Origin of the sequence: Microbacterium sp. A20, assembly GCF_004794515.1 — a bacterium.
GTDB lineage: Bacteria > Actinomycetota > Actinomycetes > Actinomycetales > Microbacteriaceae > Microbacterium.
Window position 1 is genome coordinate 142,997 of the sequence record NZ_SSDF01000074.1, and the last position, 24,343, is coordinate 167,339.

The window sequence follows — 24,343 nt, forward strand, 5'->3', positions numbered from 1 at the left end:
CCGCCCCCGACTCACCAGAAGCGCTCGGGCTCCTCCACCGGGGGCCGATCGGCGCCACTCCATCGGTCGGCTTCCGCCTTCGCGGCGTCGGCGGCCGCGTCGGCCCCGCGGAGGGCACGTTTGGCGCCCGTCGCTCCGGGCCCGATGGGGTCGACCAGCAGGGTGGTGTGCGCTCGGGGTCCTCCGATGGTCACCGTGCACTCCAGCACCCGGCCGATCCAGCGCGAGACGTCACCGCTCGGCTCCTCTGCGCGGCGGTACCGGACGCCGGTGTCGAGGTCGACGAGAGCGAGGACCACGGGTTCATCGGTGAGCGGATCGACCTGCTCGGTCACCTCGATCCGGTGGCCGTGGGCGATGGCGACCTGAGCGGTGAGAACGAGCAGTCTGTCCATGAGTCCACCCTAAACATCGCCGACAGGAAGACAACAGGAGACCGGAATGCGCAACATTCGTAAATTTCTTTGTCCCCCAAATGGCGGACAAGGCGATTAAGCGGTACTCTGCTCACGTAGCGGGGGCTACAGGCTGAGATCTGGGGAGATCAGCCGAGAGCGCAGCGAGATCTTCGCCGCCTCCCCAACCGTCCGGGAAGGACGGTCAGCCCTCTCGACGGTACCGTCTGGGGCGGATCGTTCGGGAGGGCATACCCCCGTCGAGCCGCCGATCCGGCGCACGCTCAGTCGAGCGGGATCACCTCGAGGGTGTTCGACCGCACCGGCTCCTGTCCCATCTCGGGGGCGTAGGGGCTCGGGGTGTACTTGGCGAGGTACTCGGCATCGATGGCCGCGTTCGTCGCCTCATCGGTCACGCGCTCGAAGCGGACGTCCTTCGTGACACCACCGGCCGACACCCGACCGCGCAGACTGGCGAGTGCCGGGGCGTACCACTTGCCTTCCAGTCCCGTGTACGAGCGCACGAACAGGCGGCCGTCCACGGCGACCGCCCAGATCCCCACGGTCTTCGGCATCGTCCCGTCGTCGAGCTGCGCGGAGAGATCGAACATCTCCGCCGCGGCGATCGCGGCCAACTCGTCGGCGTTCCACATCGTCATCTGCCCACTCCTCCTGAGTCCCGTCGAGGCGCGGCTCGCAAGATCGCGGATCGGCCGTGTCGTGGTGCGGCCGACGAGCGCCTCCGATGGCGTCAACCCCGAGCCCACCGTCGGCTATTCCCCGTCGCCGGAGCGGGGGTCACTCCTCGCGACGCTCTTCGTCGAGAGGCACCTCGGTCCGTTGGTCCACGGCGTCCGCTGAATCGGCGTCGGCCAGATCGACGTCCAGCGGACCAGGACCCGGCGCGGCCACCGCGACTTCCGGGTCTTCCGGCTCCTCGACCTCGGGGCGGGATTGCTCGTGCAGGTCGGCGTCCGGCTTCACCGCGTCGATCGGATCATGATTCAGAGACATGCGATGCCCTTCGGGCGGCTCCGTCGGTCTGACTAGCCCTGATCCCCCACGTGCCCCGGCGCGGTGAGGGACAGCACCCGCTCGACGAACGCGGCGTACTCGTTCATGTAGTGCTGGAGGAAATCCCGCGTGCCGGCATCCTTCACCTCGCCGTCCGCGCCGAAGACCTCGGGATCGAACGTGATGTACGCCTCCGGGGCATTGAGCTGCGGAGCGTTGAGGAAGCTCAGCACGCTGCGCATCGACGACTGCATGACGGCGGTGCCGATGGCGCCGGTGGACGCGCCGATGATGCCGGTGGGCTTACGGGCGAAGGAGTTGTGACCCCAGGGGCGGGAGCCCCAGTCGATCGCGTTCTTCAACGCTCCGGGGATGGAGCGGTTGTACTCGGGCGACACCAGCAGCAGCCCCTCGGATCCCTCGATGGCACGCTTGAACTCGGTCACCGCGGCGACCGGATCGAGCTCGTCGTCGCGGTTGTAGAGCGGGAGATCGCGGATCGGGATCTCGACAAGTTCGAGGCTGTGCGGCGCCAGCCCCACGAGCGCTTTCGCGAGGACACGGTTGATCGAGTCGTGCGCGAGGCTTCCGATGACATAGCCGATGCGATGCGTCATGGTGTGCTCCGCAGGGAGGGCGTCCGGTCGGATGCGTCAGCGTGATCCCCGCGTCCTTCCATTTCCAGGATATCTCCGGGATGGGGGCTTGCCGCAAGGCCCCCTCCCTGCGGCAGAATCGACCCTCGCTCGTGCGATCCGGCCCTCGCGCGTGAAGGAGACCCATGCCTTTCGACCCCTTCGATCTGCCCGAGAATCTGCACGCGAAAGCCACCCCTGCCCTCCTCGACGCCGACCGCGCGCATCTCCGGCGGATCGCCGACACCCTGGAGGAGCAGCGCGCCGAGGTCACCCGCCGCCTCACCGAGGTGCGCCGCCAGCGCGCCGGCTTCGGGGACACCGCCGTGGACCGCGACCTGGAGATCCGCAGGCTGAGCGGGAGGCTCCGGATCCTGGAGCGCTTCGGCATCGACATCTGCCTGGGCAGGATGACGCCGACCGAGGGCGACCCGATCTACATCGGCCGCACGGGTCTGGCTGCGGCGGACGGCACCCGGCTGCTCGTCGACTGGCGGACTCCGGCGGCGGAACCGTACTTCGCCGCGACCATGGAGGACCCTCGCGGCATCGTCTCGCGTCGACGGTACCGGTGGACGGACGCTCGTATCCGCGACTACTGGGACGAGGCGCTCACCCCGGCGGGGTTCGATGGCGCGGCCTCCCTCGATGACCAGTCCGCCTTCATCGCCAGCCTCGGCACGCACCGCACGTCACGGATGCGCGACGTGCTCGCGACGATCCAGGCCGACCAGGATGCGATCATCCGCACTCCCTCCCCCGGCACTCTCGTCGTCGACGGTGGCCCCGGCACCGGAAAGACGGTCGTCGCGCTGCACCGGGCCGCGCACCTCCTGTATGCGGAGCCGCGACTGACCCAGAGCGCCGGGGGCATGCTGCTCGTCGGGCCGAACGCGCACTATCTCGCCTACGTCGAAGACGTGCTGCCGAGTCTCGGCGAGGACACGGTGCGGCTGTGCACCCTGCGCGACCTCGTGCCCGAAGGCGCGACCGCCGTCGAGGAGCCGGATCCACGAGTCGCCGCGGTGAAAGCCTCGCTTTCTCCTGACGCGATGCTGGACGCCGTGGCCCGGACCTTCGAGCGCCCTCCGCAGCACGCCATGCGTCTGGAATCGCCCTGGGCCGATCTCTGGCTGAGCCGCGAGGAGTGGGCCGAGGTGTTCACCGGCGCCGACCCCGCGGCATCGCACAACGAGGCTCGCGACGAGGTCTGGGAGGAGATCGTGGAACTCCTCGTCGAACAGGTGGACGATCACGAGGTGCCACCGCACGCGATCCGGCGCTGGCTGCGTCAGGACGACGACCTCACCGGGACGTTCGTGCGCGCGTGGCCGCTGCTGTCCCCGACCACCGTCGTGGGGCGGATGTGGAGCTCGCCCGATCTGCTGCGGAGGTGCGCGCCTCAGCTCTCCGCGGACGACATCGCGCTGCTGAAAAGGGACGAATCGGCGCCGTGGACCACGGCGGACCTTCCGTTCCTGGATGCCGCCCGGCGCCGCATCGGCGACCCGGAGTCCGTGCGCGAGGAACACCGTCGCCAGGCGGTGATCGCCTCAGCGCAGGAACAGATCTCCCACGTCGTCGACCACCTGATCGAAGACGACGACAGCGAGATGAAGGTGATGTCGATCCTGCGCGGTCAGGATGCGCGGAACGTGCTGGTCGGCGTCGATGCTCCCCCGGCGGTCACGCCCGACGAGCTGGCCGGCCCCTTCGGGCACATCGTCGTCGACGAAGCGCAGGAGCTGACGGATGCGGAATGGCGGATGCTCGTCGCCCGCTGTCCCTCGCGCAGCTTCACCGTCGTCGGCGACCGCGCACAGGCTCGGCACGGATTCACCGAGACCTGGGAGGAGAGGCTCACGCGCATCGGTCTGCGCGACGTGCGGATCACCCACCTCGGCGTGAACTATCGGACACCCGCGGAGGTGATGGCGACGGCGGCGCCCCTCGTGCTCGCGGCGATCCCGGACGCCAACGTGCCGACGTCGGTGCGCGAGAGCGGGGTTCCCGTGCGGTTCGGCGATGCCGCATCGCTTCCGGACGTGCTCGGCGCCTGGCTCGACACGCATCCCGACGGCGTGGCCTGTGTGATCGGGGACCCGGGCTTCGCGCCCAGGGAGCGGGTGCGGTCATTGACCCCCGAGGGCGCGAAGGGACTCGAGTTCGACCTGGTCGCCCTCGTGCGGCCCGAGCAGTTCGGTGACGGCGTGACGGGCGCGGTCGACCGCTATGTCGCCATGACCAGGACCACTCGTGAGTTGGTCATCCTGCGGTGAAATGAGCAGGTCTTGCCGCAGTCGGTGCAACGACTCCGGACCTGCGCAGACTCAGCGGGGCTTCGGATGAGCTTCAGCGGCCCATGCGCCCGCGGCGACGACGCACGCTCAGTGCACGAGCGCCTTGAGCACCACGAACACGAGCCCGAAGGACGCCGTCCCCAGGGCTCCGAGAATACGCACGAGAAGCGAGCTCCCCCGCCGGAGGAAGGCGACGTACCCGAGGAAGGCGAGGATGACGACGCCCGACCAGAGAGCGAGATCGTTCGCGAGGCCGTCCGGCATGATGCGGGTCGTGCCCGCCAGCAGGAACACCGCGGGCACCGTCGCCGAGCTGAGCATGCCCAGGGAGTGCTTCACCGATGCCGCGAACGCCGCACGGACGCCCACGCGCTCACCCTGTTCCCGTTCATCGCGATCGCTGACCCGCGCCACAGTGCCGGCATAGACATGCGCGCCCCAGAAAACCAGCACGGTGACGGCGACCGTGAAGAGCACCGCCAGCGAGGTCTCCCCGTGCGCCGAAGACACGGCCACCAAACCGCTGACCAGGATCGTGCCGTAGACGGCGGCCTCGGTTCCGAACCCCGAACGCAAGGCCCGGTGCACGCGCAGGATCCCGTCGTCCGCCGCCGCTCGCTGCCCATTCATACCCGCTACGGCTCCTGTTCGGTCGTGCCAGCGCTACATCGAGCTCCCATCATCTCCCGACGCGCAGCGGAACCTTTACGTCGCCACCCGCCTCCTCGGTGATCCGCGCACCCATCTGCACGAACGTCGGCTCGGCGACGAACCCGCCGGCGAACAGCGCCTGTCCCTGCACGAACTGCGCGGATCGCCGGATCGCCTCCTCCGAGGCGAAGCCGAACACATCGGCGAGCTCGGCGAGATCCCGCGGGGCGTTCACGCGCATCAACGCCAGGTTGTCGCACTGGGAGAGGACGTTGGGGTGGATCTTCGTCGGCCGCTGAGTCGACAGCAGCAGCCAGAGACCGAACTTGCGTCCCTCGGCGGCGATCTGCACCAGCTGCTCCGTGAGAGCCCGTTCGACCGCGGTCTCCGGATTCGGCGGGCAGAGGTTGTGCGCCTCATCGATGACGATCAGCACAGGACGCCGCTCTTCGCGTCGCGCCCAGAGATGTTCGAGCACCCCGAGAGCGGCGACCTTCGGCTCCGCCGGATGCTCGAAGCCGCCGAGGTCGAGGACCGTCACGCGGGGCCGCTCATCGATGACGTCCACGACGGATGCCGAACCGCGCGACCACAACTCCCACTCGAGCACCTGCAGGTTCTCCATCCGGTTCGCGAGCCCCACCCGCGCGGGGTCCATCGACGCACGCAGGTCGGGGAGCATGTCGCGCGCATCGAAGCTCTCGGCCTCCTGCTCGACATGGATCAGGGCGTTGTACTCCTCGGCGTCGGCGATGGGATCCATCCGCAGCACGGCCGCCTTCGATGCGGGCACCAGATCGACGTAGCGCACGTGCAGCCGATCCCCGTCGCCCGCCCCCGAGCCGGAACGGAACACCCGGATGTCGGCTTCGGCGAGCCGCGACGCCTCCGCATCCTTGGCCGTGACCCTGGTCTCGCGCATCCGGGTGAAGTCACCGTTCGGGTCGAGGATGAGCATCGGCAGCTCGGTCTCCAGCAGCAGCTGCTCCAGCACCACGCCCAGCGCGTAGGTCTTGCCGCTCCCGCTCTGACCGACCCAGAAGGTGTGGCGGTTGAAGCGCCGCGCGTCGAGGTGGACGTGGGCTTCCGGGTCGCCGAGAGCAGTCCCGATCGTGAGGTTCGTCATCCTGGTGTGCGCCCTTTCGAGGTGTCGGTGCGATGATCGACATCTTCCTCGATCCCGTGCGGGGGCGCCAGCGTCGTCTCGGGCCGTCAGCCGGGGCCGTCGCTCGTCGCGGCGAGAAGCACGCCCACCACGTCGCTGATCGGCGTCGGGATGTCGTGCGCTCGGGCGAGCCGGGAGATGACACCGTTGCGGATGTCCCATTCCAGCGGACGGCCGCCTTCCCGATCCGCGAGGATCGAGGTTCCCAGGTCTTCCGGAGCCGACTGGAACTTCGCGAGGATCTCTTCCGGCACCTCGTCGCCGAGGAGCGCCCCCTCCGCACGAGCGACAGCGAGGCACTCTCGCAGGTACGCGACAGTCAGCCGAGCGACATCGGGGCGGCGAAAGACGCCGGAGCGCCGACCGGTGACTGCCATGAGTCCGGCCGCGGCGTTCTGCATCAGCTTGCGCCAGGCGACGGAGGCGAATTCCGGGGACAGGTCGACCGAGCACCGGGTTCCGCGCAACGCGTCGGCCACGCGCCGCGCCGCATCCACGTCGGGCACGGTAAGGCGCGCGGGTGCACGCAACCAGACCGCGCCATCTGGCTGTGCCTGGGCGGGGAACCACACCACCGCCGGCAGCACCTGTGCCCCGTTCGCGAACGGGGCGACGCTCGACACCTGCTCGACGCCGTTCTGCAGCACGCACACGATCGTGCCCGGCCCGCACAGGGCCGCCAACCACGGCGCGGCGTCCGCGATCTGCGTCGCCTTCACCGCGAGGAAGACGAGGTCGACTCGATCCGTGACGAGCTCGGGATCCGTCAGGACCGGCCCGGGCACGATGATGCGGTCGCCGTCCGCGATCAGCGCCAGGCTCTCCCGGGCGGTGCGGCCGTAGAGCTGGGGCACGAGACCACGCTCGTGCAACGCCGCTGCCACGACTGTGCCGATCGCGCCGGGACCCACGACCGCGACGGTCAGTGGCGGGGATACGTCGGACTCGACCTCAGGCACCCATCGTTCGGGGTGCCTGGTTACCCGGTCCGGTACGTCGATCGCCTTCTCCTGCCGTGATCTGCCCTGCGGACGCACGAGGCCCGAACATCGAGCCGCTGGTAGGCCCACGCCGTCGGGCGGGCCGGAACACCATCAATTGTGTCACCGCTACCGACCGCTTCCGTGCCGTGTCATCGCGGCGGCACGAATCGCAGCCGTGTCGCAGGGGCAGGAGGGTTTTCCCTCCTCCGGTTCGAGGGGTTTCCCTGAAGACGCCGTCTCGCGAGTTCACCAGAGTGGAGTCGTGAACACCAAGTCTCTTCTCTACACCTGGTTCGGCTGTCTGATCGGTTGTCTGCCGCTCCTCGCCCTGTTCCTCGTTCCGCAACTCATGCGCAGCCGGGCCGGCGACGAGCGACTCCTGCTCGCGGGCACGACATTGCTGTTGCTCCTGCTCGTGAGCGCCTTCGTGCTCGCCCCGGTGATGTCGTCGTGGTTCAGCCCGATCAAGCCGATCTGGGAACCTCGGACCGCACTTCGTTCGGCCCGAACCGTCTGGCGTCGATCCACGCGTGGTGCCGTCGGTGCGCTCGCGGTCGGCATCGCCGTCTACGCGGCAGGACAGGCGGTCGGTTACGTGATCGGCGCGATCGTCCCCTACGTGAGCGATAACCCCGCGCACATCAACGACCCGACCCAGTCGCCGTGGCTGATCCACTATCCCGAATACGCGCTCCAGGCGAGCTTTCTGTATGTGATGACGGCTTTCGCCGTCGCGGTCTACAGCTGGCGCATCCGGGCGTTGCGCCAACGGAGCTGAGCGGCGCCACTCGCCTCAGCGGCGGGGAGCCGCGGTGGAGGCGCGGACGATCAGCTCGGAGGAGAGAGGTGGGATGTCTCCGAGAACCGTGCCCGAGAGCGTCTTCAGGAGAAGGTCGACCGCCAGCGCGCCGCAGCGTTCGATGGGCATGCGCACGGTGGTCAGCCCGGGGGTGACCGCTCCGGCGAGATCGATGTCGTCGATACCGACGATGCTGATGTCCGACGGGCAGTGCCGTCCCAGTTCGGACATCCCCGCTTCGACGCCGAGGGCGACGAGGTCGTTGTAGGCGATCACCGCCGTGGCACCGCTGGCGGCGGCGAGAGCGGCAGCGGCCCGGCCGCCCTGGATCGAAGCCGCTTGATGGCTCAGACGGGTCAGCCGGGTCCCATGGCGTTCACAGGCCGCAGCGATCGTCTCGAAACGGCGCGCGTCGGCCCACGAGCCGCGCGGCCCCGAGGCGTACGCGATGTGCTCGTGCCCGAGCGCGACGAGGTGTTCGATCGCCTGGGCGGGCCCGTGCTCGGTGTCCATGAGCACGCAGGCGATGCCGTCGATCTGGCGGTTGACGACCACCACGGGAGCGTCGCCGACCAGGTCGAGCACGTCGGCGTCGGGCAGTCGCGGGGAGCACAGCAGCATCCCGTCGAGTTTGCGGGCCTGCTCGATCTGCTCGTGTTCCCGACGTCGGTCTTCGTCGGCATCGAAGAGCACGATGCGGTGGCGTCCATGCCACGCCTGCCCCTGGATGGCTTTGAGCAGCATGCCGTACACGGGGTTGGCGACATCGGGGACGACGACGCCGAACGTGCGGGTGGCGGTTACCGTCTGCGTGTTGGCGTAGCCCAGTTCGACGGCGGCCTCGAGCACGCGCTCGCGCGTCGTCGGCGCGAGCCTGTCGGGCTCACCGAATGCGCGGGATGCCGTGGCGATGGAGACGCCGGCGCGCCTTGCCACGTCCGTCAGTGTCGCTGCCACGTCGCCCTCCCGTTCGTCAGCAATCCTAGATCATCACCCCCGACCATGTAACGACTTGACAAGTTTGTACAAACCATTCACACTGCTTTACATGACGATCAACGCCGATCTCCGGATCCTGAGCCGAGCTGCCTCCACGGCCACCGTTCCGATGGTCTCCCCCAGCGGCGCCGGCATGCTCCACCTCGGCCTCGGCAGCTTCCACCGCGCACACCAGGCGGTCTACACCGCCGCCGCACTCCAGGCCACGGGCGGCGACTGGGGCATCATCGGCGTCGCGTCGCGTTCCCGCTCGATCGTCGATGCCCTGCACGCCCAGGACTTCCTCTACTCGGTCGCGACCATCGCGCCCGGCAGCACCTCGCTCACGATCCCGGGAGTGCACACCGACGCGTTCGTCGGCGCCGAGCAGCCCGAGCGCGTGATAGCCCACATCGCCGACCCCGGCATCCGCATCGTGACCCTCACGGTCACCGAGAACGGCTACAGCTACTCCCCCGCGACGCAGCACCTCGACCTCGATGACGACACCGTGCGCGCCGACCTCCGAGGCGGGGCGGCCCGCTCGACGATCGGCCAGCTCGCCCGCGGACTCCAGGCCCGCGCCGCCGCCGGAGGAGCGCCGATCTCCATCCTCAGCTGCGACAACCTCTCCGCCAACGGCGCCCACACCGAGAAGCTCGTGCGCGAGTTCCTGCAGGAGCTTCCGGGCTCCGAGAGTGCGGACGCCCTCGCGTTCCTCGACCGTGCGGTGACGTTCCCCTCCAGCATGGTCGACCGCATCGTCCCGGCGACCACCACAGAGCTGCGCACTCGAGTCAGCACCCTGCTCGGCGCTCGCGACGACATCCCCGTGCCTGCCGAGCCCTTCACGATGTGGGCGATCGAAGACCGGTTCGCCGGCGGTCGGCCCGCCTGGGAGGCGGGCGGAGCCGTGTTCACGGACGAGGTCGGGCGCTACGAGCAGATGAAGGTGCGGCTGCTCAACGGCACGCACTCGCTCATCGCCTACCTCGGCGCCCTCAGCGGCGTCGGAACGATCCCGGAGGCCATCGGGCTCGACGGCATCGAAAGCGCCGCGCGCGCCGTGCTGCGCGACGAGTACGAGCCGTCGATCGAGGTTCCCTCCGGCGTCGACATCCGCGCCTACGAGAGCGAGTTGTTCGAGCGCTGGGCCAACAGCGCGCTCGGCCACCGCACGAGCCAGGTCGGCACCGACGGCTCGGTCAAGCTGCGCCAGCGCATCCCGGAACCCGCACTGCGCGTTCTGCGCGACGGAGGGATGCCGCACCTGATCGCCTTGACCGTCGCCGGCTACCTGTCGTGCATCGCTCCGCTGCCCGGATTCGATCCCGGCCTGCACGCCGCCGCCATGACCGACGGCGCCCGCGAGCGTCTCGCCGGATTCGCGGCGACCGCCCGCAACGGACGCGAACTCGCGCAGCGCGTGATCGGCGAGCTGCACCTGTTCGGTGATGGACTCGGATCGCAGGATGCGTTCATCGCGCGCGTCGGCGAGCTCGTCGACGTCATCCGGCGTCGGGGAGTCGATGCCGCGATCGCCGACGCCCTCTCGGCATCCCAGACCGCGACATCATCGTTCATCAGCGCAGAGGAGATGCAGCCATGAAGGCTCTCGCCATCCACGGCAAGGAAGACATCCGCTGGGAAGACCGCGAGGTTCCGCCCCCCGGCGACGGAGAGGTCCGACTCCGCGTCAGCTACGTGGGCATCTGCGGGTCCGACCTGCACTACTACTTCCACGGCGCCAACGGCGAGTACACGATCCGAGAGCCTCTCACCCCCGGTCACGAGCTCTCGGGCGTCGTCGACCTCGACCCGTCGGGCCGGCTGGCGCCCGGCACTCCCGTCACCGTGCACCCCGCCCGTTACGGAGCCGAGGCCCCCGGCCTCGAGGATCACCCGCACCTGCGCCCCGGCGGCGACTACTTCGGCAGCGCGGCCGCGGATCCGCACCGTCAGGGCGGAGCATCCGAGCTGCTGATCGTCGAAGACCACATGGTCCGCGTGCTCCCGGCCTCCCTGCCGCTCGAGCGGGCGGCCCTCGCCGAACCGCTGGCCGTCGCGATCCACGCCGTGAGCCTCGCCGGAGACATCGCCGGCAAGCGGGTGCTCGTGATCGGCGCCGGCCCCATCGGCCTGCTCGTGGTCGCCGCTGCGCTCAATGCCGGCGCCGCGGTCGTGGGCGCCAGCGATGTGCGCGAAGAGCCCCTCAGCCGCGCTCAGGCACTCGGCGCATCCGAGGTCTCGCTCGTCGGCCGCGACACGATCGAGAACGAGTCGTATGACATCGTCTTCGAGTGCTCCGGCGTCGGCGTCGCACTCACTCAGGCGGTGCGCGCAGCCCGCCGCGTCGGAACGATCGTTCAGGTCGGGATGCTCCCGAACGCCGAGATCGGAGTGAACCTCGCCCCGATGCTCGCCAAAGAGCTGACCATCCGCGGCGCCTTCCGCTTCTCCACCGAGATCGACGACGCGGTCGCCCTGCTGGCCGAGTCCGACGCCCTCGACTCCGTCATCTCCCACGTGCTCCCGGCATCCGATGCCGTCCAGGCGTTCGAGCTCGCCCGCGACTCGTCCGCCTCGGCCAAGGTCCTCCTGGCCCTCTAGCGAATCACCCCCACCCGGCGGCCCCGCCGCACCGATACACCCACCCTGTTCCTGGTCCGAAGGAGTACCTCCCATGTCCGAACCGCAGACGACCGCCACGGTCGCCGACCCCGCCGCGAAGAGGTCGGTACGCGACCTCGTGCGCGCCGCCATCTCGGGGTGGCTCGGCACCGCCCTCGAGTTCATGGACTACCAGCTCTACTCGCTGGCCGCCGCGCTCGTCTTCGCCGACCTGTTCTTCTCCTCCGAGAACCCGGCCGTCGCCGTCGTCGCCGCGATGGCCACCTACGGCGTCGGCTACGTCGCCCGCCCGGTGGGTGCGTTCTTCTTCGCACGACTCGGTGACAAGACCGGTCGCACGAAGGTGCTGTTCTACACGATCCTCCTGATGGGTCTCGCGACCACCCTCATCGGCTTCCTGCCGACGTACTCGCAGGTGGGCGTGCTCGCGCCGATCCTCCTCGTGCTGCTTCGCATCGCGCAGGGCTTCGGTGCCGGAGCCGAGATCTCGGGTGCCGGCGTCATGCTCGCCGAGTACGCGCCGGCCAAGCGTCGCGGCATCATCGCCTCGCTCGTCGCGCTCGGCACGAACTGCGGCACGCTGCTCGCCTCGGGCATCTGGGCCATCCTGCTCGTCGCGTACAGCGAAGACGAGGTCATCGCCTGGGCCTGGCGCATCCCCTTCATCGCGAGCGCCGTGATCATGCTCTTCGCGATCTGGGTGCGCTTCAACCTCAAGGAGACCCCGGTCTTCGAGGAGCGCGACGATGTCGTCGACGGCAAGGCCCTGTCCCGCGACGAGGCGATCCAGCTCGCCACCGAGACCGGCGACATCCGCACCCTCGAGGCGATGCAGCGCAAGCCCTGGAAGGCGTTCTCGATCGCGCTCCTGCTGCGCTTCGGCCAGGCCGGCAACTCCGGAATGATCCAGACCTACCTGATCAGCTACATCACCGTCGTGCTGCTGCTGGACCGCTCGATCGGCGTGAACGCCGTGATCGTCTCGTCGCTCGTCGCCTTCATCACGGTGCCGCTCTCCGGCTGGCTCGGCGACCGCTTCGGCCGCAAGCGCATGTACATGGTCTGGGCGATCATCGCGCTCATCATCATCGTCCCGACGATGCTGATGATCAGCAGCAAGGACACCGTGCAGGTCTTCGTCGGCTACGTCGTGCTGCACAACCTCGCCGTGATGAGCTTCGCGTCGCTCGAGAACCTCACGCTCCCGGAGCTCTTCGGATCGCGCAACCGCTACACGTTCACCGCCATGGCACGCGAGATCGCCGCCATCGTCGCGACCGGCGCGGGCCCCGTCATCGCCGCGGCATGGGTGTCGGCCGTCACCGGCTCGTTCATCCCGATCATCATCATGCTCTTCATCTTCACGCTGTGCGCCCTCATCGCCTCGATCTGGATGCCGGAGGTCGCCGGTCGCGACCTCACGGATCCGCGCGACGCGATCTGATCGCCCTGCCCGTAACGACCAGGGGTGCGGACGCCCGAACGTCCGCACCCCGCACCTCGCCCCGCATCTTCAGGAGAACGACATGACCATCGAGATCGTCGACGTCAACATCACCAGCCCCGGACGCAACTTCGTCACGCTCAAGATCACGACCTCCGACGGCATCGTCGGCCTGGGCGACGCCACCCTCAACGGACGTGAGCTCGCCGTGGCGTCGTACCTCTCCGATCACGTCGCCTCGATGCTCGTCGGCCGCGATGAGGACCGCATCGAAGACACCTGGCAGTACCTCTACCGCGGCCCGTACTGGCGCCGCGGACCGGTGACCATGGCGGCGATCGCCGCGGTCGACATGGCCCTCTGGGACATCAAGGCCAAGAAGGCCGGGATGCCGCTGTACCAGCTGCTCGGCGGCGCGAGCCGCGATGGCGTCCGCGTCTACGCGCACGCCTCCGGCACCGACTACGCCGCCCTCAAGAACGCGATCACCGGATACGAGGAGCTCGGCTACACCGCCGTGCGCGTGCAGACCGGAGTGCCCGGCCTCGGCCAGATCTACGGCGTCTCGGCTACCGGCCCCGGTGTGCGCTACGACTACGAGCCCGCCAAGCGCTCGGGTGACCGCCCCAGCGAAGAGACGTGGGACACCCGCAACTACCTGAACCACATGCCCGGGATCTTCTCGCAGATCCGCGAGGACTTCGGGACCGACCTGCGCATCCTCCACGACGGACACCACCGGATGTCGCCGATCGAGGCCGCACGCTTCGCGAAGGACATCGAGCCCTACGACCTGTTCTGGCTCGAGGACTGCACCCCGGGTGAGGACCAGAGCGCGCTGCGCCTCGTGCGCCAGCACTCGACGACACCGCTCGCGATCGGCGAGGTCTTCAACTCGGTCTACGACTACCAGACCCTCATCACCGAGCGCCTGATCGACTACGTGCGCTCGGCCGTCACCCACACCGGAGGCATCACCGCGATGAAGAAGCTGCTCGACTTCGCGGCGATCTACGGCATCCGCTCCGGCATCCACGGCCCGACCGACATCTCCCCCGTCGGCATGGCGGCAGCTCTGCACCTCGACCTCGCGATCCACAACTTCGGCATCCAGGAGTACATGCCCCACAACGCGCAGACGCTCGAGGTGTTCCAGACCTCCTTCACCTTCGACAAGGGCTTCCTGCACCCCGGCGACAAGCCCGGTCTGGGCGTCGACCTCGACGAGGATGCCGCCGCCGGCCACGAGTACACCAAGGCCTACCTGCCGGTGAACCGTCTGCTCGACGGGACCGTCCATGACTGGTGAGGCCCTGACTGGTGAGGCCATGACTGGTGAGGCGATGACTGGTGAGGTCCGCCGGGTCGCCCTCCCGCAGCGCACGGTCGACTCGCGCCTGGTCGTCGTCGCCCGCGCTAAGCGGGCCGAGGACTACGACGCCGTGCTCGATGTGCTGGTGGACGCGGGTATCCGCAGCATCGAGCTGACGCTGACCACGCCGGGGACGTTCGAGCACTTCCCGCAGCTGCGCGCACGGTTCGGCGACGCGATCGACCTCGGTGTCGGCACCGTGACGAACGCCCTCGACCTCTCCCGGGCGGTCGAGGTGGGCGCGACGTATCTCGTGACCCCGATCACCTCGGCCGATTTCGTCACCCAGGCGACGGATGCCGGAGTGCCGATCGTTCCGGGCGGCCTGACCCCGACCGAGCTGTTCGCGTCGTGGTCGGCGGGCGCCTCGGCCGTGAAGATCTTCCCCGCGGGGCAGGTCGGTCCCGGCTACCTCAAGGACCTGCGGGGCCCCTTCCCCGATCTCGTCGCGGTCCCGTCGGGCGGGGTTGATCTCGCAGGTGCCTCAGCCTGGCTGCAGGCCGGCGCTGCGGCGGTGAGTGTGGGCGGTCCACTTCTCGGCGATGCCTTTTCCGGCGGAGACCTGAGCGCTCTGCGTGACCGGGCGATGGCCTTCGTCGAGGTCTGTGCACGCTGAGTTCGCCGAGAGATCGGGTCAGCCGATGACCTTGCCCGGGTTGAGGATGCCGGCGGGGTCGAGGGCGGCCTTGATCGCTCGATGCATGTCGAGGACGGCGGGAGCGAGCTCCGACACGAGGCCCTTGCGTTTGAGCAGGCCCACGCCGTGCTCGCCCGTGACCGTGCCCCCGAGCGCGAGCGCCGCGTCGATGATCTCGCTGAATGCCTGCTCCGCGCGAGCGCGAGCCGCGTCGTCACCGGCGGGCACGACGAGGAGCGGATGCAGGTTGCCGTCGCCCGCATGAGCAATGTTGGCGATGAGCACATCGTTCGCGAGCCCGATGGCCTCGATGCGTCCGAGCATCTCCGCAACGGCGGCTTTCGGCACGCACACGTCTTCGGTCAGGACGGGACCGAGGCGTTCCAGGGCCGGATAGGCCAGTCGTCGGGCGGCGAACAGCGCTTCCCCCTCCTCGTCGTCCGTGCTCCGGTCGGCCCACGTGGCACCGCCGCGCTCGAACGCGGCCAGCAGTGCTGCCGCCTCCTCTTCGCCGGCGGCGCCCGGGGTGTCCACGCGCCCGAGCAGGACGACCGCGGCATCGGCGGAGAGCCCCATGTTCTTCCAGTCGTCGACCGCGCGCAGACAGTTGCGGTCGATCAGCTCCAGCGCCGACGGCGTGAGTCCGGCCGCCGCGACCTCGCGCACGGCCTCCCCCGCGTCGGTGAGCGAGTCGAAGAACCCGGCGATGGTCTGCTCGGGCGGGCGCGCCGGCCGCAGTCGCACCGTGATCTCGGTGACGATGCCGAGTGTCCCCTCGGAACCGACGAGAAGTCCGGTGAGGTCGTACCCTGCGACACCCTTCGCGGTGCGGCGGCCCAGCCGGACGAGCTCTCCGGCGCCGGTCACGACCTGCATCCCGAGCACGTAGTCCCGGGTGACGCCGTACTTCACGCAGCACACCCCACCCGCGTTGGTCGCGACGTTGCCGCCGATGGTCGACCACGGCGAGCTGGCCGGATCGGGCGGATACCAGAGGCCGTTCTCGGCGACGCGTGCCCGGAGGTCGTCGTTGACCACCCCGGGCTGCACGACGGCGAGTCGCTCGAGTTCGTCCACTTCGAGCACAGCGTTCATCCGCTCCAGAGAGATCACGACGCTGCCGGCGAGCGCGTTGGCGCCGCCGGAGAGCCCCGTGCCCGCCCCGCGGGCGACGACCGCCGTTTCATGGCGCAGACACGCGCGCACCACCGCCTGCACCTCTTCGGGGGTGCGCGGCCGCACGAGGCAGGCCGGCAGCAACCACTCCGCCCACTCGGCATCATCGTGCGCGTAGCCCTCCAGCACATCCGGGTCCGTCGTGAGACGGTCGGCGGGCAGGAGCGCGGCGAGATCGGCGAGGAGCGCGGACTCACTCACGGTCGTCGTCGCCGGCAGCGGATGCCGAGCGCGTGTGGCAGGTCTTCAGATAGCTCAGGAACGATGCCTGCAGCCCCGTGAGATGGGTCTCGTGCAGCATGGCCTTCGAGATCCCTTCGGAGCGCCCCTGGGCATGCAGCTCTTCGATGACCGTGAGCAGATTGCGTCCGATCTCCCGATAGATCGGGATCGCTCCGAGCAGCTCGGCTTCGTTGAGTGTGACGTGCAGCTGCTGCAGGGAAGAGACGGGGTCGCGCTGCGGAAGCGCGGCGATCAGGGGGAACACCTGGCTGTCCGTGGCCGCGACGCCCGGGCTGCCGGCGCCGAACGTCGCGAACGGAGGCGTCTCACGCAGCCAGGCGTACAGGGCGAAGAGGCCGCCGTAGGAATAGCCGAAGAGGCCGTGGCCGGTCTCGCTGACGCGGACCTTCGACTGCAGGAGGGGGTGAAGCTCCTCCGTCAGGAACTCGAGGAAGACGTCGGCATGGGTGTCGGCCAGCTGGGCGAGATAGGCGTCCACGTGCTCCGGCGTCATCGCCCCGGAATCGCGGGCGGCCGCGAGCGTCCTCCGCATCTCGTCGCCCACGGGTTCTCCCGGCGGTACGAGATCGCGGTTGCGGAGCTGCGCCCACTGCGCGGCCTCTTCACCGGCGTAGCCGACGCTGACCTGGATGTAGGGGGCGATTGAGAGGTACGGGTCGGCCTGGGTCACGATGAGCGGCGCGGTCAGCCCGACGGACCAGTTGCCGTCCACGACATAGATCAGGGGCAGGGAGTCGGTGGACTCCGCATAGCCCGGGGGCGTGGTCACCCACACGGCGTAGCGGTGTCCCGACCGTGCCGTGACCTCCAGGTACTCCGTGTCGGCCAAGCAGCCGTTCAGCATCGCGCTCACTGGGTGTCTCCCTTCATGATGCGGCCGGCCTTCACGACGAAGGCGGCCATGTCCGGATCCGCGAAGACGCGGGCGTCGTCGAGCGGGTTCCGCTGCCAGGCGACCATGTCGGCCGCCATCCCCACGCGGAGCATCCCGACGGTGTCGCCGATGCCGAGGATGCCGGCGTTAACGCTGGTGGCGGAGACGAGCGCCTGCATGGGCGACTCCAGCTCGGCACGCAGTCGCAGCTCCTCGCCTCGGCGGTACTGCTCGGGGCCGAGGAGGTCGGAGCCGAGCCCGATCCGCACGCCCGCTGCGCGGGAGATCTCGAGCGCGTTCGCCATGCGGCGACGGGCGCCGGCCAACCGATCGCGGGTCGACGGGTCCACGTCGAGGCTCCCCGGGTCCATGATCTGCTCGACCACGGCGAACGTCGGGACGAGCGCCACATCGTGCTCCCGCATCAGCTGCGCGGTCGGCTCGTCGATGTCGGTGCCGTGCTCCACGCAGCGCACACCCGCCAGGACGGCGTTGCGGATGCCGGCGTTGTTGTGCGCGTGCACGGTCACGTAGGTGCCGCGCGCGGCGGCCTCCTCCACCGCGACCGCGATCTCGGCCGACGTGAACTGCGTGTCGTCGAGGCGGTCGTGGCCCCCGACGACACCTCCCGTGACGCACAGTTTCAGGAAGGTTGCACCGCGGCGGAACGACTCCCGGACGTTGCGTCGCAGTTCATCGGCGTTGCCCGACATGAGGGAGAGGGCGGCGAGGCCGGGGATGTGGTGCGTCTCCCACAGCTCGGTGGGCTCCCACGCGGCGCCGTAGTAGCCGTGTCCGCCGGTCTGGCACTGCACGGGGCCGCACGACAGCACCCGCGGGCCACGCACCTTGCCGTTCGCGATGACCTCGACCACTCCCCGGTCGACGCCACCGGTGTCGCGCACCGTGGTGAAGCCCGCGTCGAGGGTGCGGCTCGCCGTGAGGAAGATGTCGGCGGCGATCTCGGCGGCGGAGAGCTGGAACCCGAACTGCGCGCGGATCGGGCTCGAGAGTCCGAAGTGCACGTGTGCGTCGATCAGGCCGGGCGTCAGCAGCATGCCGTCGAGGTCGACGGTGGCGGCTCCCGCCGGGGCGGTTCCGATCCGGGTGATCACGCCGTCCGCAACGCACACGTCCGCGGGCGAAGGCTCGGCACCGGACCCATCGGCGATGATCCCGCCGGCGAACCAGATCTCGGTCATGACGCCTCTTCCGAGAACGACTGTGTCCTCAACAGTGGTGAATTGGTTGTGCGCTAACGTACTCAACAGTGGTGAAGATGTCAACGGAGGCAACATGCGAGCACCGGTGGGCGAAGGAAAAGCGCGGCTCCTGCAGGCGCTGTTCGACGAGTTCGGCGAGAACGGGCCCAGCCCGAACCTGTCGATGCGCCAGGTGGCCGAGCGGCTCGGCGTGCACCACACGCTGCTGACCTACCACTTCGGTTCGCGGCCGGGGCTGCTCAGCGCGGTGCTCTCCGAGGCGCGCCGCCGCGACAACCTCATGATCGCAGCGACGAGCGAGGGTCTCGGATTCATCGAGCTGTTCCGGGCGATCTGGGACTTCTATTCGAGCCCGGCGCAGGAGGAGAGGACCCGGGCCTTCTTCCACCTGATCGGGCTGGCTGTGTACGAACGCGGCGCCTACGACGAGTTCGTCGCCGACCTCGACGATCTGACGCGTCTCCTCGAAGCAGCTGCCCGTCGCGACGGCTTCACAGCACCGGATGCCGCGCAGTCGAGCCTCGTCGCGGTCGCGGGTATTCGCGGACTGCTGCTGCAGCGACTGCTCAGCCCGTCCGCGGAGGTGGATGCCGCCGCAGACCGTTTCATCGCATCGTTCACGAAGGAGTCGACCGCATGACCCAGGGCTACTCTCACATCGTCATCGGCGCCGGAGCCATCGGATCCGCCGCCGCCTACTGGTTGACACAGGCCGGGGCAGAACGCGTCCTCGTGCTCGAGCAGTTCGAGCTCGGCCATTCCTTCGGCTCGTCCGGTGACCACTCCCGGATCATCCGTCGGGCGTACCACCGCGAGGAGTACACGCGACTCACCGACGCGATGTTCGCCGCCTGGGCTCACGTCGAAGAGCGTTCCGGCCTGCAGGTCTACACGAAGACCGGCGGGATCGACCTCGCGGCCGCCGGGAGCGCCGGTGCGGAGGAGATCGACGCGTATCGTCGGGCGATGGATGCCGCGGGCATTCGCTACGACGAGCTGACGATCGACGACATCCGCGCGCAGTACCCACAGTGGAACGTGACGGATGACACGATCGGCATCCATCAGGCGGACGGCGGCATCCTCGACATCCGCCGGTCGGTGTCCGCCCACGTGTCGCTCGCCCGGGCCGCCGGGGTCGAGTTCCGCTCGGGGGTGGTCGTGACCGGTGTGCGGATCGACCCGGAAGGGGTCACGGTCACGACGTCGGACGGTTCGTTCGACGGCGGCCACCTCGTCGTCGCCGCCGGCTCGTGGCTGGGCGACCTCATGCCCGACCTCGGCCTCTCCTTCGATCTCACCCTGAGTCAGGAGCAGGTCGGCTACTTCTCCTCCTCGAACCTCGCGGAGTTCACTCCGGACAGGTTCCCCATCTGGATCCATCACGCCGACGAGGTGCACTACGGGTTCCCCGTCTACGGCGAGGCGGCGGTCAAGATCGCCCGGGACATGCGCGGTCGCTTCATCTCGTCTGCCGAGCGGACGTTCGTCCCCGACGACACGGAGCCGCTGCTGCTCCACGACTTCCTCCGGGAGCACCTTCCGGCCGCCGCCGGCCCGCTGCTGATGAGCAAGACCTGCGTGTACGACATGCCCGCAGACCGGGAGTTCGTGCTCGACGCCGTCCCCGACCACCCCCATGTCGCGGTGTTCAACGGCGCCGGCCACGCGGGCAAGTTCGCGAGCCTGATGGGACGCATCCTCGCCGACCTGCTGACCGTCGGCCGCACGGAACACGACATCTCCGCGTTCAGTCTGCGACGTCCGGCGATCGTCGACCCCGACTTCGTACCCGTATTCCGGCTGGGGACGGGCGACGGGGCGGTGGGCGTGAGACCGGGCGGGGCCTGATTCCGGGGAGGATGAAGGCAGACGCGACGCCGCCAGGCCTCAACGGCGCGGCGCCCCCAGCGCCGCCTGACCGGCTGACAGCACTCGGGACCCAGAAGAGAGAACGCCAACGGCCCGGCCTTCTCGCCGTCGCAGCATGGCGACTTGACCTGGAGCGCACTCCAGGAACGAGACTGATGTCATGACGACACCAAGGATGGCACTAGGGACGATGTACTTCGGCACCACGGTGGATGAACGAGCGGCGTTCTCGATCCTCGATCGGTACGCCGAACTGGGCGGATCGTTCGTCGACACCTCCGACAACTACAGCTTCTGGACCTCCGAGACCGGCTTCGGTGGCCAGAGCGAGGCGCTGCTCGGCCGATGGCTGGCGTCGAACCCCGGAGTCGGCGTTCGCCTCAGTACCAAAGTCGGAGCGCAGCCCACCCGACTCGGCGGCTTTCCCGACCATGTCGAAGGGCTGCACGAGGACGCCGTGAGAGAAGCCTTGGCGAAAAGCCTGGACCGCCTGGGTGTGGACGGCGTGGATCTGTATTGGGCGCACGTCGAGGACCCGAGTGTGCCCCTGCAGACGCTGGTCGGCACGTTCGCCGGCCTGGTCAGCGAGGGCCTGACCTCGCGCTGGGGCGTTTCCAACCACCCGTCCTGGCTACTCGAACGGATCCGCGCCACCGCAGAACAAGCCGGTCTCCCGCAACCGAGCGCCTACCAGGAGCGCTACTCGTACATCCAGCCCGCGGGGGGCATGGATGTGGCTGGCCAGCCGATCCCGCTGGGGATGCTGTCGCCGGACGGCCTCGACTTCCTGCAACGCAACCCTTCGTTCGACGGGTGGGTCTACACGGCCACGCTCCAGGGCCGGTATGACCGCAGAGACCGCCCGTTCGAGATCGAGTACCAGCACCCCGGCACCGAGCGCCGGCTCGCAGCGCTCGCACGAGTCGCCGATGCACGTGGAATCCGACCGGGCCAGGTCGTGCTCGCATGGTTGACCTCCGGACGCCCGGCGTTGACGCCGATCGTCGGCGTCAGCAGCGTCGAACAGCTCGAGCAGGCCGTGAAAGGAGCATCCATCGAGCTCACCCACGACGAGCTATCGGCGCTCGACACCGCATAGACGACGCACACTCAGCTCCGATGCCGCTGCTCGGTACTCGTCCGTGTGCGCCGTCCCGACGGAGCCGTTCCCGCTAACGGTGGGGAGGAGCATCGCCGCCCATCAGCAGGTCCGCAGGAGCGCGGACAACGTGCGACATCGCAAGTGGAAGCGGTGTGTGGTCCAAGCGTGTTAACGTCAAAAGTCCCGGAAACCCTTGAGTTTCCGGGACTTTCTGGTGGGCTGTTGGCACAACCCTTCCTGTTGCGGATGGGAGATGGGCGCGGCGTCCCCTTTTCCTACAGCCCGCTCCCGCTTTTCCTACAGACCCGACGTACAGCTCTCTCGCTCGCCCCTTCGACGAGACCACAGCCCGGGCACCCGAGCCGAAATTGATCCAACCGACATCCTCACCTTCAACCTCAACCTCGCTCAGGCCGGGCCCGCGACAACTGGAACCAGTCGGAGAGCCTCGGCAGGTTGATGCAGCGCGAACCGCGAGCCGTTCGACTACCTCACGCCTGCGACCGATCAATCACTTCCTGGCCGGGGCCTCGCCCCGCGACCGTGTTTTCAATAGTGATCCGAGACTTCATTTATGGTGACGAAAGCGATGGGTGGGATAGCCTCGAACCGCGATCACCCCGATACGGTATGTCCCGGAGGCGTTCACACGCACGCGACCGGAGTGGCCGCGATCAACCGCTCCAACAAGGGACGTAGATTCGATGGGCGCTGCGCGAGCATTCCGACTCACACGACTCGAGGTCGGTGATTTCGACGAGGTCGACGAGTTTCTAGACGTCTCGTTCGGCGCGCGCGAATCTGACGCCTCGTGGACCACCCTGATCACAGGCCGCAACGGTTCAGGTAAGTCCCGATTGCTGGCAGCCGCAGCCACCGCGTTCGACGCGATGAATGGACGAGAGTTCAGGAAAGCACAGTCGATTGCCATCGAGTACCATCTCGGCGACCAAGAATGCGCATTTCGGGTGGATGGGAAACGTAGATCCGCCTACCTGGACGGGCGACCGGTCGAATTGGAGCGGCTGCCCCGTCCGCGCTCCGTCGTAGCCGCAACCGCCAGCGCTTTCGACAAGTTCCACCTGCCGCACGAGAGCAAGTCGTTGGACCCGAAACCGACCGACTCTCTGTACCGATACTTGGGCCTGAAAGACGCTCGGGGACGCGTCTCCTCTCGCGCGGGCGTGTTCCGAGCGCTAGAGCAGCTGTTCGACGCGAGCGCCGAGGATCATCAGCGACGGCAACGGGTAGCTGATGTGTTCACTTACCTGGGGTACAGCCCAAACGTCGAGGTTACCTACGCCTGGACCGTGAGCGGGCGGCAGACGCTCGAAGCGGCCTCCGAAGACCCCACAGTTGCTATCCAGGATTACCTGCTGGATGCAGCCAAGAGGGACGACAATGCGACTCGCACATTTCTACCGAACTACCTGTACGAAGATCCGATGGCTGTGGGGAGCCTCTCCGACTCATTCCAGGCGATTCGAGAATTCAGCGATGGCAATCGGGTGCGGCTGAGTGCCGACTTCGAACATCCGAACTCCCGGCCAGAGCATCTACTGCGGATGGCGAGGCTGCTCTCTCGCGTGGGATTCGTACAGATGGAGGATGTCCACCTCCGACGAATGGGTTCGAAGCGTGGCGTTCGGATCACGGACGCCAGTTCCGGCGAGCTCTCCCTTGCCATCACCATGCTCGGGATCGCGTCCTCCATCCAGGACCAAAGTTTAATACTGATCGATGAGCCTGAAATCAGCTTGCATCCTCAATGGCAGTCCGAATACCTCGAACGGCTGACTCAAGGCTTCGCAGCCTATCGAGGCTGCCATTTCGTGATAGCGACCCACTCCCCCACAATCGTGGCCGGCGCCAGCTCCGAGGCAATCAGCATCGTCGACCTCGAGGAACAGTCCCCGCTGACGGACGAACCGACGGGGGGCCGGTCGGTTGACGAAGTGCTATTCGAGACTTTCGGTGTGATCTCGAGCAACAATCTGCATCTCCGCGACCTTCTGGTCACCGCTCTGCGAGGCGCCGAGGATGGCGACCTGGCGACCTCAAGTTTTGACAGGGATATGCAGACGCTGGAGGTCGCTCGCCGGGAGTTACCGGTCAACGACCCGACGGGGCGCATCATTGACAGTCTTGTTCGCCTCCGAACCCAACTTGCGGAACGGACTCCTTCATGATCGTGAAAAAAGTCATCTACAGCCCGGCGTCTGCCGAGATCGTGAATCAGTACAACAACCGCCCATCGAAGGACCACAACTTCTGGAGCGAGGAAGTCGTCAAAGCTCTCCGCAAGGAGATGAGGGATCACTACATCCACGAGCAGAAACACCTCTGCTGTTACTGCGGGATTCCGGAACCCTCAATCCACGGTCTGGACTGGGATGTCGAGCACATCGCACCGAAAGCCAAACATCCCGAGTTCATGTTCACAGAAGCAAATCTCGCGGTGGTCTGCAAGGAGTGCAACGGGCACAAGGGGTCGAAGAATGTGTTTGCTGGCGCCCGGCCAGCTGACTATCCAACGACTGCAGACGCCTACCTCGTCGTGCATCCCCATTTCGACGAATGGTCCGATCACCTCCTGCGGGACCACCTCACCTATGCCGCCTTTACCGCCAAAGGGAGGTGGACCATCGAGAAGTGCAGGCTGAACAGGTTTGATGAGCGTGTGATAGGCATTCGCTATCCCATCTCGGACACTCGCTTCGAGAAAACCGTGCGGCAACTTCTCGACCGCCAGCTCACACTGCAGGAAGTTGCGGACATCATCGAACCGTTAGTTCGGGCTGCGTCACTAATAGCGACCCGCAGACCTACCGATTGAGCGGCCAAGTAGT

The 24,343-nt window shown here is 68.0% G+C and carries 23 protein-coding genes; 12 read left to right on the top strand and 11 right to left on the bottom strand.

The features are described 5' to 3' along the window. Positions 1 to 11 precede the first annotated feature (11 nt). The 4 genes from DW298_RS09625 to DW298_RS09640 form a co-directional block, all read right to left on the bottom strand. Entirely contained in the window at positions 12 to 395 is a 384-nt protein-coding gene (locus tag DW298_RS09625) for a hypothetical protein (RefSeq protein WP_136042207.1), read from the bottom strand. 284 nt (positions 396 to 679) lie between these two features. Further along, positions 680 to 1,054 carry a DUF2255 family protein gene (locus tag DW298_RS09630; protein WP_136042208.1) on the bottom strand — a complete coding sequence of 125 codons (375 nt, stop codon included), beginning with the start codon at positions 1,052 to 1,054 and terminating at the stop codon, positions 680 to 682. 139 nt (positions 1,055 to 1,193) lie between these two features. Further along, the gene (locus DW298_RS09635) at positions 1,194 to 1,409 is read right to left on the bottom strand and encodes a hypothetical protein (protein WP_136042209.1); all 216 of its coding nucleotides are present in this window, start codon (positions 1,407 to 1,409) and stop codon (positions 1,194 to 1,196) included. Positions 1,410 to 1,441: 32 nt separating this feature from the next. Beyond that, positions 1,442 to 2,026, bottom strand: coding sequence for an NADPH-dependent FMN reductase (locus DW298_RS09640; RefSeq protein ID WP_136042210.1), 585 nt, complete (start codon positions 2,024 to 2,026; stop codon positions 1,442 to 1,444). Positions 2,027 to 2,190: 164 nt separating this feature from the next. Here DW298_RS09640 and helR point away from each other — a divergent pair, with 164 nt between their 5' ends. Further along, positions 2,191 to 4,323, top strand: a complete 2,133-nt coding sequence (helR, locus tag DW298_RS09645; RefSeq protein ID WP_136042211.1) for an RNA polymerase recycling motor ATPase HelR — start codon at positions 2,191 to 2,193, stop codon at positions 4,321 to 4,323. 108 nt (positions 4,324 to 4,431) lie between these two features. On the opposite strand, the gene DW298_RS09650 is transcribed toward helR, so the two are convergent. The 3 genes from DW298_RS09650 to DW298_RS09660 all read right to left on the bottom strand — a co-directional run bounded on the left by DW298_RS09650 (position 4,432) and on the right by DW298_RS09660 (position 7,119). Beyond that, positions 4,432 to 4,974, bottom strand: coding sequence for a hypothetical protein (locus DW298_RS09650; protein ID WP_136042212.1), 543 nt, complete (start codon positions 4,972 to 4,974; stop codon positions 4,432 to 4,434). A gap of 49 nt (positions 4,975 to 5,023) precedes the next feature. Further along, on the bottom strand, positions 5,024 to 6,121 hold the full coding sequence (locus tag DW298_RS09655; protein WP_136042213.1) for an ATP-binding protein: 1,098 nt from the start codon (positions 6,119 to 6,121) through the stop codon (positions 5,024 to 5,026). Positions 6,122 to 6,207: 86 nt separating this feature from the next. Then, a complete protein-coding gene (locus tag DW298_RS09660) occupies positions 6,208 to 7,119 on the bottom strand; it encodes an oxidoreductase (protein ID WP_205820325.1) in 912 nt (303 codons plus the stop codon). Positions 7,120 to 7,405: 286 nt separating this feature from the next. Here DW298_RS09660 and DW298_RS09665 point away from each other — a divergent pair, with 286 nt between their 5' ends. Further along, on the top strand, positions 7,406 to 7,921 hold the full coding sequence (locus DW298_RS09665) for a hypothetical protein (protein WP_136042214.1): 516 nt from the start codon (positions 7,406 to 7,408) through the stop codon (positions 7,919 to 7,921). Positions 7,922 to 7,936: 15 nt separating this feature from the next. Here DW298_RS09665 and DW298_RS09670 read toward each other — a convergent pair whose 3' ends face one another. Then, complete coding sequence (locus DW298_RS09670; RefSeq protein ID WP_240745088.1) at positions 7,937 to 8,878, bottom strand: LacI family DNA-binding transcriptional regulator; 942 nt, start codon at positions 8,876 to 8,878, stop codon at positions 7,937 to 7,939. Between the two features lie 112 nt (positions 8,879 to 8,990). Between DW298_RS09670 and DW298_RS09675 the strand changes: the two genes are divergently transcribed. The 5 genes from DW298_RS09675 (at position 8,991) to DW298_RS09695 (ending at position 14,983) form a co-directional block, all read left to right on the top strand. Continuing rightward, entirely contained in the window at positions 8,991 to 10,529 is a 1,539-nt protein-coding gene (locus tag DW298_RS09675; protein WP_240745089.1) for a mannitol dehydrogenase family protein, read from the top strand. Further along, positions 10,526 to 11,530: an L-idonate 5-dehydrogenase gene (locus tag DW298_RS09680; protein ID WP_136042216.1), complete on the top strand. Its 1,005-nt coding sequence runs from the start codon at positions 10,526 to 10,528 to the stop codon at positions 11,528 to 11,530. Before DW298_RS09675 ends, DW298_RS09680 begins: the two co-directional genes overlap by 4 nt. Before the next feature lie 73 nt (positions 11,531 to 11,603). Continuing rightward, a complete protein-coding gene (locus DW298_RS09685; RefSeq protein WP_136042217.1) occupies positions 11,604 to 12,995 on the top strand; it encodes an MFS transporter in 1,392 nt (463 codons plus the stop codon). Between the two features lie 82 nt (positions 12,996 to 13,077). Beyond that, the gene (manD, locus tag DW298_RS09690) at positions 13,078 to 14,304 is read left to right on the top strand and encodes a D-mannonate dehydratase ManD (RefSeq protein WP_136042218.1); all 1,227 of its coding nucleotides are present in this window, start codon (positions 13,078 to 13,080) and stop codon (positions 14,302 to 14,304) included. A 34-nt stretch (positions 14,305 to 14,338) separates the two neighbouring features. After that, entirely contained in the window at positions 14,339 to 14,983 is a 645-nt protein-coding gene (locus DW298_RS09695) for a bifunctional 4-hydroxy-2-oxoglutarate aldolase/2-dehydro-3-deoxy-phosphogluconate aldolase (protein ID WP_136042219.1), read from the top strand. An 18-nt stretch (positions 14,984 to 15,001) separates the two neighbouring features. Here the strand turns inward: DW298_RS09695 and DW298_RS09700 are convergent, their stop codons facing one another. From DW298_RS09700 to DW298_RS09710, 3 genes are read right to left on the bottom strand one after another with little or no spacing between them, the layout of a single operon-like run. After that, complete coding sequence (locus tag DW298_RS09700; RefSeq protein WP_136042220.1) at positions 15,002 to 16,381, bottom strand: FAD-linked oxidase C-terminal domain-containing protein; 1,380 nt, start codon at positions 16,379 to 16,381, stop codon at positions 15,002 to 15,004. Beyond that, positions 16,374 to 17,267 (bottom strand): alpha/beta hydrolase-fold protein, encoded by an 894-nt coding sequence (locus tag DW298_RS09705; protein ID WP_240745094.1) that lies wholly within the window; start codon positions 17,265 to 17,267, stop codon positions 16,374 to 16,376. Before DW298_RS09705 ends, DW298_RS09700 begins: the two co-directional genes overlap by 8 nt. A 5-nt stretch (positions 17,268 to 17,272) precedes the next feature. Continuing rightward, complete coding sequence (locus tag DW298_RS09710) at positions 17,273 to 18,499, bottom strand: amidohydrolase family protein (RefSeq protein ID WP_136042223.1); 1,227 nt, start codon at positions 18,497 to 18,499, stop codon at positions 17,273 to 17,275. A gap of 94 nt (positions 18,500 to 18,593) precedes the next feature. Between DW298_RS09710 and DW298_RS09715 the strand changes: the two genes are divergently transcribed. The 5 genes from DW298_RS09715 (at position 18,594) to DW298_RS09735 (ending at position 24,330) form a co-directional block, all read left to right on the top strand. Continuing rightward, complete coding sequence (locus DW298_RS09715; protein ID WP_136042224.1) at positions 18,594 to 19,160, top strand: TetR/AcrR family transcriptional regulator; 567 nt, start codon at positions 18,594 to 18,596, stop codon at positions 19,158 to 19,160. Further along, complete coding sequence (solA, locus tag DW298_RS09720) at positions 19,157 to 20,371, top strand: N-methyl-L-tryptophan oxidase (protein WP_136042226.1); 1,215 nt, start codon at positions 19,157 to 19,159, stop codon at positions 20,369 to 20,371. Before DW298_RS09715 ends, solA begins: the two co-directional genes overlap by 4 nt. Before the next feature lie 181 nt (positions 20,372 to 20,552). Next, complete coding sequence (locus DW298_RS09725) at positions 20,553 to 21,491, top strand: aldo/keto reductase (protein WP_136042228.1); 939 nt, start codon at positions 20,553 to 20,555, stop codon at positions 21,489 to 21,491. 707 nt (positions 21,492 to 22,198) lie between these two features. Next, a complete protein-coding gene (locus tag DW298_RS09730; RefSeq protein WP_136042230.1) occupies positions 22,199 to 23,683 on the top strand; it encodes an AAA family ATPase in 1,485 nt (494 codons plus the stop codon). Then, a complete protein-coding gene (locus DW298_RS09735; RefSeq protein WP_136042232.1) occupies positions 23,680 to 24,330 on the top strand; it encodes an HNH endonuclease in 651 nt (216 codons plus the stop codon). The genes DW298_RS09730 and DW298_RS09735 overlap by 4 nt, the downstream gene beginning before the upstream one ends. Positions 24,331 to 24,343 lie beyond the last annotated feature (13 nt).